The sequence below is a fragment of the Photobacterium lipolyticum genome (genome assembly GCF_003026475.1).
Lineage (GTDB): Bacteria > Pseudomonadota > Gammaproteobacteria > Enterobacterales > Vibrionaceae > Photobacterium > Photobacterium lipolyticum.
Map to the genome: position 1 here is coordinate 148,427 of NZ_PYMC01000005.1, position 12,630 is coordinate 161,056.

The following is a 12,630-nucleotide window of genomic DNA, read 5'->3' on the forward strand; positions in this document are numbered from 1 at the left end:
ATTAAAGCGGAGTGTTGTTTAATGACTAATATACATTGATGAAATTGGCTGACTCTCTGTTACTTTGATGCTAGGCAATTGATTGAAAAAATAGCCAGTAGAGTTAATTGATGTTGTTTTTTACAATAAAAATAATAACTTACCATTAATGGTAATGCTGCCTTAACCTGAAGGTGCACAATATGATTAGCAAAGCATACAAGTATTACATTAAATCAGCTCAAACAAGAGACGCACGGACCTTTGATGTCATTATCATTGGCTCAGGAACCGGAGGCATGAGTGCAGCCTCCTTTTTAGCTCAAGCCGGAAAACGCGTACTTCTGCTTGAACAACATAACGTACTCGGGGGCTTTACTCATACGTTTGAGCGCACTGGATATGTATGGGACGTTGGTTTGCACTACGTAGGTCAAGTTCACATTGAGGGAACCGTCTTAAACAAGGTCTTTCGCTATATTTCGAAAGACAAACTCAAATGGGCCCCCCTTGATGACATTTATGACAGAGCGGTCTTTGGCAACGAAGAATACGAATTTCCAAGAGGAAGAGAAAATCTTAAGGCCAAGCTTAAGGAATATTTTCCAAACGAAAAGGATAAGATCTCAATCGATAAATACTTCTCTTTACTCGATGAAACCAAAAATCTTGGTAGCGGTTATTATATTGAAAAAATCTTGCCCCCATTTTTATCAAACATCTTTGGTAATTTCCTACGTCGCAGCACACTTAAATTCTCCGACAAGACCACATTAGAAGTATTAAGGGGGATTACTGACAATTCCAAACTGATTGGCGTTCTCACTGTTCGATATGGAGATTTCGGTTTAGAACCGTCAAAGAGTAGTTTTTACATGCATGCACTGCTTGTTAATCACTATATGGAAGGGGCGGCTTATCCTGTTGGTGGGGCATCGAAACTTGCCGAGTGTATCGTTCCGATTATTGAAGAGTCGGGAGGTGTGGCCTTAACGCAGGCCGAAGTGCGCGAAATTATAGTTGAAAACAATAGAGCCATTGGCGTTAGTATGAAAGATGGAGAAGCGTTCTACGCCAAGACTATTGTCAGTGCCACTGGTATTGTAAGTACCTATTCACGTTTACTGGCAAAAGGAGTGAGTAAGCGCCATGAGCTAGATAAGCTAATTGGCGAGCTAGAACCTGCAACGTCTCATGCCGGACTATATGTTGGCATTAAAGAGTCTTCCACAAAGCTAAAATTGCAAAAATGCAATTACTGGATTTTTCCTCAGCAGTATGATCATGACAGAGGGCGAGCAGAGTACAAGGATTTTAACTCCACAATACCGGTTTCTTTTGTCTCATTCCCTTGGGCAAAAGACCCTTTAGCTGAAAAAACACATCCCGGCAGAAGTACCGCAGAAGTTGTGATTTTGGTTCCCTATGACTGGTTTAAAAAGTGGGAAAATACAAATTGGCAGAAACGTGGTGAAGAATATAAAGCGCTCAAAGAAGAATTAGCCCGGCAAATGTTCGAGCAGTTGTATCGTGTTGCTCCGCAACTGAAAGGGAAAATAGATTATTATGAAGTATCTACGCCACTCAGTACTCGTCATTTTTCCCTCCATGCACAAGGTGAGATTTATGGCATTGCACATTCTCCCCAACGCTTTCGGCAAAAATTTCTACGCGTTCATACGCCGGTAACAAATCTATTTCTTTCTGGGCAAGATGTCATGACTGCGAGTATCGCTGGTGGCACCATGGCAGGGCTGCTGTGCGCGTCGACAATTTTAAAGAAGCATCTACTATGGACAGTAAACAAAACAATAAAATAGACCTAAATCAGCGTATTGCCATTCTAGGCGCTGGTGCAGCAGGGCTCAGTGCCGCTGAAGCTCTGAAACTAAAAGGCTATAAGCACGTAACTATATTTGAACGCACTGATCATGCAGGTGGAAAATGCCTGAGTGTCGAAATTGACTCAAAAACCTATGAACTTGGTGCGGGCATTTTGACGAAAAATAATACAGTACCTCTTCGGTTGGCTAAAAAATATAAGGTTCCAATAGAACAGGCAGATTTTGGGCATAGTATTTTCGTTAACAAAAATGGCATACAAATCCCTAAACAGCCACTGGTGCTAAAGTTCAAAGTTCTATGGCAGCTGGTTTTCCGCTATAGGCGCATCCTCAAAAAATACAAAGAGCTGGAATCACCGGGCTTTCACTATCTTGACCCATCTGTCACCTTGCCATTTGGTCAATTTGCCAAAAAAAATAACATTACCGATTTAGCCAATGTCTTCAGTTTATTTCTCACAGGATTTGGCTATTGCTATTCTGATCATGTGCCAACGGCTTATGTTTTGAAGTACGCCAACTGGAAAACTATTGTTGCTTACTTCAAAAACCAAGTTTATATCTTTCCTAAAGGTATCCAGGGACTGTGGACGCGTGTTGCGAGGGAGCATGATATTCGATTTAAGGCTGTGATCACTAGAATTAACCGAACAGAAACCATAACGATTGACACTGAGACTGGGACAGAAGAATTCGATAGGCTTATTGTGACGACGCCTTTGGACGAGACTTCGTTATTTATGAATTTGAGTCATCAAGAGCAGGCGCTGTTTAAAAAAATTATGTATCTGGATTATCAAACAATTCTTTGTACGGTTAAAAATTTCGTTGAAACGACCGGCTACGTACCAGATAATTTTATTAAAGAGCGAGCGGGACATCCCGTGTTCTGGTATTACCGACAAGTCGGACAACCGATCTATTCTTTTTATGTTTTAACAGATAAAAGCTTCAGCGAAAGAAAAGTCACAAATAATCTAAGAAATTTTGTACGGCAAATGGGAGGGAAGATTGAATCGGTTCATCAATTCATTCACTGGAAATACTTTCCTCATGTCGGATCAGAAGAGATGAACGGCGGTTTTTATGCCAAACTCGATAAGATGCAAGGAAGACAGCATACATACTACGCTGGCGAGATACTCAATTTTAGCTGCGTGGGATTCACTTGCGAATATGCTGAATATATCGTAAAACGGTATTTTTAATTATGACTGTATGGTAGTTCCAGCTTTATAAAGCCAACCGATTGAGGCAAACTAAACTGGTTAGTCGTTTTCAAACAGCCTGCGAACTTTGTTAACCATAACCTCCTGAAAAACCCAACTTTTTTACTCCGCTTGGTAGTTAAATAAAGTACGACAAAGTTCCTTGGTGCTCACACAGTGATGTGTACTAACTCACACTGGATCTGACAGTTCAGTCTTTCAGGCTCAACATAATTTGACGAACCTACACTAGTAAACTCCCAATACCGAGCAAAACTGCCACATAACAAGTCAGCAACAGCTATAGTCTTATTATCTGATGATATGCGACTGGTAGCAATATGTTTAACTAAAAGATATTTTGAAACAGTGGATAGCGTAAAGTCAGGTCAGCATTGACACCTCATTGTGGCGCATAACCTACTCAACCTTCCACTCCGTGAATGAATAGCGAGAGTACATACATATGAACCGCCTTCTATTGCGTATTGGCTTCCTCAGTCTTATAACACTTGTTGTGATTACACTCTTTGTGCTTCGCTTTATCGTTTTAAAGGATGTAGACAGCAAAAACAACGCAGTGCTAAACGTCGAACCCTATTCTGTGTCTGCTGAGATCCGGAACTTTCATCAACAAGTTTTCGTTGCCGACTTGCATGCAGACTCGCTTCTCTGGGGAAGAGACATTAGGATAAGAAACAGATTTGGCCATATTGATATACCCCGCTTGATTGAGGGCGGTTTAGATCTTCAGGTGTTTGGGGTTGTTACTCAGGTTCCCAAGGTTCGCAATTACAACTCTACCAACAATGAGTCGGATACATTGCCACTTCTGTTTATCAGCTCATGGCGTTCACCGGTTACCTGGTTTAGCCCGAAGCAGCGAGCTTTAGCCCAGGCAGCTGAACTTGAAGCGCTGGCAAAACAATCGGAACTGACTCTGGTGCTGAAGCAACAAGATCTGACTGCGGATGGTGTAAAAGGTCTGCTTTCACTGGAAGGTATGCACGCACTGCAGGGCGGCAGCGATGCCCTGAAAGAGTTTTATCTAGCCGGATACAGAATGATGGGGTTAACTCATTTTTTCGATAACCAAATTGCCGGCTCAGCCCATGGTGTGAACAAAGGAGGCCTGACAGAATTGGGCCGTGCTCTGATACCACAGATGGAGTCTCTTGGTATTACCATAGATCTGGCTCATGCATCCCCCGCCGCATTCAGAGAAACACTCGAACTGGCAACAAAGCCGATTGTTGTATCCCACGGGGGTGTGCAGGGTACCTGTCCGGGAAACCGTAATCTCACCGATGAGCAAATTGGTGCCGTTGCCAAGAACGCTGACGTTATTGGTATAGGTTACTGGAAAAGCGCGGTTTGTGATCCCAGCGTAAAAGGGGTTGTTAAGGCAATCTTCTATACCATCAAGGTAGCAGGGATTGATCACGTGGGGCTTGGTTCCGATTTTGATGGTAATGTCACAACGCCATTTGATACAACCGGCGTCCCCATGCTTACCGAGGCGCTACTTGCTCAAGGGCTATCACGCGAGGACGTCAGTAAAGTGTTGGGTGGCAACGTTTTTAGGGTTCTGAAATCAAACCTTCCCGAATAGACGGCTTATCGCCTCAGCACTTTATTCCTGAGGCGACAATATGCATACCATCATAAAATAAAAGGAAAAAGGCGGTAAAATAATTCGTCAGGAGCGCCATACCTGTAAATTTCTGCGCAGTTTTTATGTGGGAGAGGATTCCAAGCAAAATAATATTCAAGCTGAATTTCACAATGGTTTACTGAAAATTCAAGTTCCATAACATCTAATCGGCATTGCGGTGCTCAGAGCCAAAATATACTCCTACTAAATGGGAATATGCGATAACGATCATAAAAAGAATACCAATATACTTTTAAAATTAGTCAGCCAATTTTGGTGGTCTTAATAAGGAATGGCATTAATGCCTCAATCGGCTATTGGAAAGCAGTGGTACAAATTTGATTTCCATACTCATACCCCAGCCTCTATTGATTACCGTGATCAAGAAATTCCTAATGCAGTGGAGTGGCTAAAAGCTGTAATGCAAGCCGAAATAGACTGTGTGGCCGTCACTGACCACAACTCAGGCTGTTGGATTAACAAACTGAAAGATACATATATCAACCTGGATAAGTCAGAACAATGGTACCGTCCGCTACATATTTTTCCAGGATGTGAAATCACTGTATCAACCGGAGCCAGTCGTATCCACTTACTGGCACTTTTTGATCCAAGCGTAGCTTCTAATCACATCACAGTCCTGCTTGGCGCGTGCGGCATTTCCGATGATTTTGGCGATCCCGAGGGAACAACGACTACCGAGTCAATTGAAACCGTTATCGCAAAAGTCAAACAGGCAGGTGGACTTGCAATCCCAGCTCATATCGACGGATCAAAAGGTCTGCTAGAAAATGTTCGAAACGTTAACCCAGATATACAGAAATCACTCAATCTAATTGATGCTGCGCAGTTCCTTAATACTACTCATCTCGATACCGTCCATCCTGAACTGAAAAAAGCGGCTTCTCACATCGCGGTAGTTCGTGGTTCTGATGCTCATTCCATAATAGATTTTGGAAGTAGTTTTACTTGGGTAAAAATGGACATCCCATCCCTAACCGCTCTTGAATTCGCACTTAAAGACAACAAGTTCTGTATTCTGAATCAGGAAGAGAATCCGAATATCACGCCTAAATCGAATTAACCATCGATAAATATACCTTAGTTACCTCAAGATGCAGAGTTCTGGCTGGCGAGATTAATTTATTTACTGAGTATGGACGGCCTTTAAAGAGCACGATGAACGTGCTCTTTTTTATCGCTACCATGATGTTGAGAGATTTTCTCTCTTATGGCAAATTATTCAGGTCTTTAAGGGCTGACAGTATTCCATTTATACCGGTATAGGTCGAAGTGATTAAGCCTGGAATCAGTGGGAAAGTTGGATTTGTTAGCGTTGGTATGGTTGAAAGAATACCAGAAAGTGCCCCCAAGCCAATATTTCCACAGCTCAGCAGGCCACCTGATATAGCTTTATTCATTATTGTAAGTACCGTCTGTCTCCGGTTGCGTTCGTCAGGAGTCAGCTTATTTTCATCCGGAGTTGTACCCGGTTCATCGATACTAATTTTTAAATATGATTCTAACTTCTTCTCATTAAGACTATCTTTATTAATATCTAGTAGCATTTCCATCAAATCTGTTGATTCCGCAAATTCTACAAGCTCTTTGATCTCATCTTTTGTAAGAATTTGCGCATCAATTTCCGGAATGGAGTAACCTTCGAGAACTTTCGTAATATTTTTTGATTGCTCAAGTAGAATTGTGGCAATTTCTGACTCCTTTACAATGACAGCCAACTCTAGGCATCCTTTAAATGCATCGAGAGTTGTTTTTATGTCAGATGGAGTAAGATCAGAATCGTCTTCTTTTTTGCTAGCGCCTAGCTTTATTTTCTTACTTAGCTCAATTAACTGAGCATAGTTAATTTTCATAAAAATGTCGGGATGATGTTCAAGTCTGTATTCTAGCTCCCATAATGCCTGTTTGGTTTCACTCATGTTGTTTTTCTCCGGCATGTCGTTGATAAACTATTACTATTAAAACTAGCACGCCCATTAGACTTGGCAAGAAATGGTTGGGTTTGTTTCCGCCGCTAAGAAATTACACCTATACCCAGGTTACCTCTGGATGCAGAGTTCAGAGTAATGCCAGTCCGTTCAAGAAAAATGTGCGGAGGTATGACTTATCCTTTCGAGTGCATTTGACACAAAAGTGGGCTGGCGGGATCACTCCGGAAGGGCGAGTTTTCCTGGAACTAATGTTGCGTTGCTGATTTTTGATGTAGAGCGCTATATCTGCAAATCAGCACCTGAAAATTATCATTGAAACGAGCATCCTGCGTTAACTTGGGTATATATGGTTAATTCAATAGCGGGAATCATTGCACCTTAACACCATAATCTATTGTTTTATATAACCTTTTAGTTGAAAATCTAAAATTCCGGTTTATTGCTCTTAATTTTTACCGGCCTTCTGTGTATTTGATTCTAAGTGATTGGTTCTATTAAAGTCATTTTCCAGACTATTGTTCCCTTACTCATCGATTACTAGAAGAATTGCAATCTGTTCCTATAATGAATGTTGATACGGATAATATATTTATTACATCGATGCTCTTCATAAGAAATCAAATAATTTTGGTATCTCTTATTCATATAAAAATGGCAGGACATAACGATGAAGCAAACGATAAAATTTTCTTTCGTAATTTCGACCCTAGCATTAATTCTCTCCGGCTGTGATAAGAGCAACGTTCAGGACAAAGAACTAATCAAATCACTCGAAGCAAAAATCCAAACGCTTGAACTGCAAATGAAGGAATCAAAACTGCCCGCTGCAACGACTTCTAATCCAGATACGATCAAACCATTACAAGACAAAATTGCCAGCCTCGAAAAGCAACTGGCGGATACAAATGCCGGTACTAATGACCCAAAAACGTTAGAAAAAGTCCAAAAACTAGGCTACGTTCAATGCGGGGTCAGCAATGGGCTACCGGGATTCTCTAACCCGAACGCAAAAGGCGAATGGGAAGGATTGGATGTAGAGTTTTGTCAGGCGGTTGCAGCTGCAACCATTGGTGATAAAACAAAAGTAAAGTATATCCCGCTAACAACAGAAGAACGCTTTACTGCTCTTCAATTAGGAGAAGTTGACGTGTTAGCTCGTAATACCACTTGGACAATGCATCGCGATACCGCTTTAGGAGTCCGTTTTACTGGTGTGAATTACTACGATGGCCAGGGTTTCATGATTAAAAAAAACCTGGGTGTATACAGTGCGACAGAGCTTGATAGCGCAACAATTTGCGTCCAATCAGGTACCACGACAGAACTTAACCTCGCCGATTATTTCCGTTTTCGTGAAATGAAATATACACCAGTCATCTATGATACGGAGGCTCAAGCCATTGAAGGCTTCGATGCAGGCCGTTGTGATGTGCTGACAACCGATCAGTCAGCCCTCTATGTGTTTCGCCAGAGCTTGCAAGATCCTTCCGGTGCCGTTGTCTTACCTGAAATTATCTCTAAAGAGCCGTTAGGCCCTGTCGTCCGCCAAGGCGATGATCAGTGGTTCAACATTGTCAGATGGACGCTCTATACCATGCTGGCGGCGGAAGAGCTAGGTGTATCATCAATCAGTGTTGATGATATGAAAAACTCTAATGATCCGAATATTCGTCACCTCATTGGTTTAGACGGGCCGAAAGGCAAAGGATTGGGATTAAGTGACGACTGGGGTTACCGTATTATCAAACAGGTAGGTAACTACAGTGAGAGTTTCGAGCGTACTGTCGGAACAAACTCCCCATTTGAAATGAAACGCGGAGTAAATGCGCTATGGCAAGATGGCGGAATTCAGTACGCTCCGCCTATCCGTTAATTCACCGACCAAGCAAGAGGGGGGACTGCCCTCCTCTTCAACTTCCCTACTTTAAACAACACCTAGCCTTGTGGCTATTAATCAGTAAAAACCTTCATTTATCATTCAACCATTGATCTGCAATTCAGTTTTAATCAGATGCAAAATTGCAAGATCATGCCCTACTACAAAGGGTAAATTCCACACATTTACCAGCTTAGCTACCGGTGACAGTGCTTGAGCTTCCAGGTTTTTTAACAGTTGATCGGCTCCATCTAAGGGAAAACCGTCCATAGTACAAACATCTAACTCTTCAGCCCATCCTATCAAGGCCGCCTTTTCGTCACTCGCTTCCACTTGTGACATATACGTCGCAGCATCATACTCCAAAATCAGGGTATAGACAGACATTGGAAATATCTCAATATGATGGCCAGCAAAACCGTATCATTACAGGAATTGCTGACACATGCTTTAATCATCTTTAACCATCGACTGGGTATACCAGCAGGTTAATTTATCAGGTGAACCAACCAGGCTAACTACAATTTCACCATAGAGTTTCCACCCTTGCCCAAGAAGAAGGTTTATTTTATTTTCAAATTCAAACTCATGTTTATCGCAGACAATTTTGTATTTCATAAGTTATCTCCAACTAGCATCACACATTAAAACGAATGAACAAGCTCTATCATTATGACCGGGCCACCGTAACCTGTACGCTAAGTCGATGTTTATATGATAAGAATCAAACGACCAGCATATTAAATAATAGTCATAAATAAGCAGGTTATGCTGTAAAAATAATTACCATTTTTATTCTTTTAATTTCAGTTGGTTATTATGCTTTTTGATAATTCGTGAATTAAAACAAGATGGCACTATCAACAAATAGTGCCATCTTTGGAATAAAACTAACGCTGTATAAGACAGTGAATCATTTAAAACCTAATCTTCATGACGTTAGTATTTCAATTATGTATTGCTCGTTAACCGTTGCTGACCTTATTCAACCTGGGATCCTTTGACTCGGGAATGAGTTCAATCGATGATTGAAACTCCCTGTCCTTACGGTTTATCCGCAGGGCTAACATACAGGGGGTAAGGATCAGCGTGAGTAACGTTGCAAATGCGAGCCCCCCTGCCACGGCCGACGCCAACTGAACCCAGAATTTAGAGATGGGGGCACCGAATTCGATATTTCGATTAAAGAGATCGAGGTTCATCTCCAGTACCATCGGCATCAAACCTAAAATCGTAGTCACCGTCGTCATGAGTACCGGACGTAGGCGCTGTGCTCCCGTTCTTAGGATCGCTTCCATCGGCGTAACCCCTTCCTTGCACAGTACATTAAAGGTATCAATAAGAACGATATTATTATTGACCACAATACCAGCCAAAGATATTACTCCCAGGCCCCCCATAACGACACCAAAGGCTTGTTGGGTAAGCAGTAAACCCAGGAAAACCCCGACGGTTGAAAAGATCACCGCACTGAGGATCAAGAATGCCTGATAAAATGAATTGAACTGGGTGATCAAAATCAGTGCCATTACAGCCAGTGCCACCGCAAAAGCCTTGATCAAGAATTCCTCAGATTCTTTTTGATCTTCGTTTTCGCCTCTCAGTTTCAAATTGACCCTGAGATCTAGTCCTAATGTCGGCATTTTGGCCATCAGATCGGGCAACACCTCATTCAGATTATAACCGGGTATCAAATCCGCTTCTAAAGTGATTACTTGTCGGCCATCCACCTTATTGATAACGCCCTGCTTGTTAGCCGCCTTAAGTTCGGTAAAATTGCTGATAGGTACCTGCCCCGTCGACGTTTTCAATCTAAGCTGATGCAAGCTATCTACATGACGGTATTCCTCAGGAAAACGAACCTTAATATCAATCTCATCATCGATATCATCGGGACGATAACTGCCTATTCTTAACCCAGTGGTCACAAACTGTACATTGGCCCCCACCAGCGTAGCATCGGCACCAAAACGCGCGGCTTTTTCCCTATCGACCTTGATCTGCCACTCAATACCCGGTTTATCTCCATTATCCGTTATATTGGTAAAGGCTGAGTTCTGCTCTAGTTCAGCTCTCACCTTCTCCAACGTCGGTTGTAATAGTTCTGGAAAGCGTGAGCTGATCTCCAGCTGCAGCGCTTTTCCCGATGGTGGGCCATTATCATCTTTACGAACCTCAAGCTCGATACCGGCCAAATGCTCAGTTCGCTCAAACACTTCCGCAGTGATTTCGTCGATATTGCGCCGCTCTTGCCAGTCTGTCAGATTACCTCGGATATAACCAACTTCATCCTCCCCCCCGGTCTTGCCGTATAGGGTTTCTATCTCTTCCATATCCAACAACTGGCTCTCGACCTCCTTCATCACGGCATCTTTTTCGAAAATAGAGAGATCACCCTGCGATCTCACCGTTATATTGAAAGCACCAGTATCTGTCTCCGGAAAAAACTCTACCCCTTTACCAAACATGCCATAAGCCATAAAGACGACGACGGAAAACAGCAAAGCTGCGCTCAGGCTCAGCCAAGGCCTGTACACTGCCACTTCAAGGGTTCTCACATAAAAGCCAGTAAACCCCTTTAGCTTTGCCATATCTCCTTGATCTGCCTCGATTAACTGAGCCTTCCCGGCTGATGAAATCAATCTTGGCTTGCCAAAAAGCGTGCCGAGTGTGGGAACGAAAATCAAGGCCATGATCAAAGAGGCGCTGAGGGTAAAGATTAGGGTAAGCGGTAAATACTTCATAAACTCGCCCATCAAACCGGGCCAGAATAACAAAGGAGCAAACGCTGCTAATGTGGTTGCCGTGGATGCCATGATAGGCCATGCCATGCGGTTGGCGGCGTTTTTATAAGCCACTTTTCTGTGTATTCCCTCGCTCATCTCTCGATCGGCAAATTCAGTCACAACAATAGCACCATCAACTAGCATACCGACGGCCATGATCAATCCAAACAGCACGATCATATTCATGGTCATTCCAAAGGCTGACAACACCAGAATACCGGTTAAAAAAGAGCCAGGTATTGAAATACCCACCAAAGCTGCACTGCGCACCCCCAGAATAGCAATGATCACGATCACCACCAGCAATACCGCCGAAGCCACATTGTTCTGTAGATCAGCCAGCATATCTTTAACATATTCCGAAGTATCTCCTGTGAAGTCCACCTGCACGTTTTCAGGCCAAAGTTCAGACTCTTTCGTGACGATTTCGCGCACTTTGTTCACCGTTTCAATCGCATTTTGTCCCGCACGCTTTTTTACCTCTAAGGTGATAGCCGGATTACCGTTTAACCGAGCAAACGAATTGGGATCAGTAAATACACGGCGTATCTGAGCGATATCGCCAAAAGTTATCACTCGGTCATCATCGACCTTAATCGGCAGTGAAAGTACATCGGCAATATTTTCGAAAACAGAAGGCACCTTGATTGGAAAACGTCCTCGACCATTATCCATGGTTCCGGCGGCAACCAAGCGGTTGTTGCGTGACAATAAGTTGTAGATATGTTCCTGATCGAGGCTGTAGCTTTGCATCAAAAGGGGATCGACCAAGATCTCTACCATTTCATCGCGGTCTCCGCCAATCTCAACTTCCAGCACCTCTTTTAAGGTTTCCAGCTTATCTTGTAAATCGCGAGCCAACATGATCAGCGCCCGCTCAGGCGCAGATCCAGACAACACCACCGTCACGACCGGCGCCCAGCCAGCCATGGTTATCTCATGAACTGTGGGATCGTCGGTACCATCTGGAAGCTGACTCTTAGCTAATTCAACCTTTTCACGAACATCGGTTAATGCTTGTTTCTGGTCTATATCCAGCTGAAATTCTAGAAAAACTGACGCGTGGCCCTCGACGGCCGAGCCCTTCATCTCTTTTAGCCCCTCCAGCCCCTGCAGCTCTTGCTCCATAGGACGCAGCAGCATCCTCTCCGCATCTTCAGGCGAAATACCACTATGTTCGATAGAAACATACACGTAAGGTATCGGGATATCGGGATCAGATTCTTTCGGGATCACGTTATAACTAACCGCACCAGCAGTTAGCAAAAGCAGCAATAATACAACAATCGTACGGCCCCGACTTAGGGCGGCGTCAATGGCACTTAGCATGA

Annotated in this window: 9 protein-coding genes and 1 pseudogene; 6 read left to right on the top strand and 4 right to left on the bottom strand. The window is 43.1% G+C overall.

Annotated elements, in window-relative coordinates:
* Window positions 1-182 precede the first annotated feature (182 nt).
* The 5 genes and pseudogenes from C9I89_RS09365 to C9I89_RS09385 all read left to right on the top strand — a co-directional run bounded on the left by C9I89_RS09365 (window position 183) and on the right by C9I89_RS09385 (window position 5,769).
* On the top strand, window positions 183-1,799 hold the full coding sequence (locus tag C9I89_RS09365; RefSeq protein WP_107283087.1) for a phytoene desaturase family protein: 1,617 nt from the start codon (window positions 183-185) through the stop codon (window positions 1,797-1,799).
* Window positions 1,772-3,031, top strand: coding sequence for an FAD-dependent oxidoreductase (locus tag C9I89_RS09370; RefSeq protein WP_107283088.1), 1,260 nt, complete (start codon window positions 1,772-1,774; stop codon window positions 3,029-3,031). The genes C9I89_RS09365 and C9I89_RS09370 overlap by 28 nt, the downstream gene beginning before the upstream one ends.
* A 466-nt stretch (window positions 3,032-3,497) precedes the next feature.
* Window positions 3,498-4,643 carry a dipeptidase gene (locus C9I89_RS09375; RefSeq protein WP_107283089.1) on the top strand — a complete coding sequence of 382 codons (1,146 nt, stop codon included), beginning with the start codon at window positions 3,498-3,500 and terminating at the stop codon, window positions 4,641-4,643.
* A gap of 76 nt (window positions 4,644-4,719) precedes the next feature.
* A pseudogene (locus C9I89_RS23055) lies at window positions 4,720-4,845 on the top strand (Hsp20 family protein); the annotation flags it as partial.
* A 141-nt stretch (window positions 4,846-4,986) separates the two neighbouring features.
* Window positions 4,987-5,769: a PHP domain-containing protein gene (locus C9I89_RS09385; protein ID WP_107283090.1), complete on the top strand. Its 783-nt coding sequence runs from the start codon at window positions 4,987-4,989 to the stop codon at window positions 5,767-5,769.
* A gap of 145 nt (window positions 5,770-5,914) precedes the next feature.
* Here the strand turns inward: C9I89_RS09385 and C9I89_RS09390 are convergent, their stop codons facing one another.
* Window positions 5,915-6,625: a hypothetical protein gene (locus C9I89_RS09390; protein WP_107283091.1), complete on the bottom strand. Its 711-nt coding sequence runs from the start codon at window positions 6,623-6,625 to the stop codon at window positions 5,915-5,917.
* Between the two features lie 679 nt (window positions 6,626-7,304).
* Here C9I89_RS09390 and C9I89_RS09395 point away from each other — a divergent pair.
* Complete coding sequence (locus C9I89_RS09395) at window positions 7,305-8,510, top strand: amino acid ABC transporter substrate-binding protein (RefSeq protein WP_107283092.1); 1,206 nt, start codon at window positions 7,305-7,307, stop codon at window positions 8,508-8,510.
* Window positions 8,511-8,615: 105 nt separating this feature from the next.
* Here C9I89_RS09395 and C9I89_RS09400 read toward each other — a convergent pair whose 3' ends face one another.
* The 3 genes from C9I89_RS09400 to C9I89_RS09410 form a co-directional block, all read right to left on the bottom strand.
* Window positions 8,616-8,900 (bottom strand): hypothetical protein, encoded by a 285-nt coding sequence (locus C9I89_RS09400; RefSeq protein WP_107283093.1) that lies wholly within the window; start codon window positions 8,898-8,900, stop codon window positions 8,616-8,618.
* 63 nt (window positions 8,901-8,963) lie between these two features.
* Window positions 8,964-9,131, bottom strand: coding sequence for a DUF1737 domain-containing protein (locus C9I89_RS09405; protein ID WP_107283094.1), 168 nt, complete (start codon window positions 9,129-9,131; stop codon window positions 8,964-8,966).
* Between the two features lie 347 nt (window positions 9,132-9,478).
* On the bottom strand, window positions 9,479-12,628 hold the full coding sequence (locus C9I89_RS09410; protein ID WP_107283095.1) for an efflux RND transporter permease subunit: 3,150 nt from the start codon (window positions 12,626-12,628) through the stop codon (window positions 9,479-9,481).
* Window positions 12,629-12,630 lie beyond the last annotated feature (2 nt).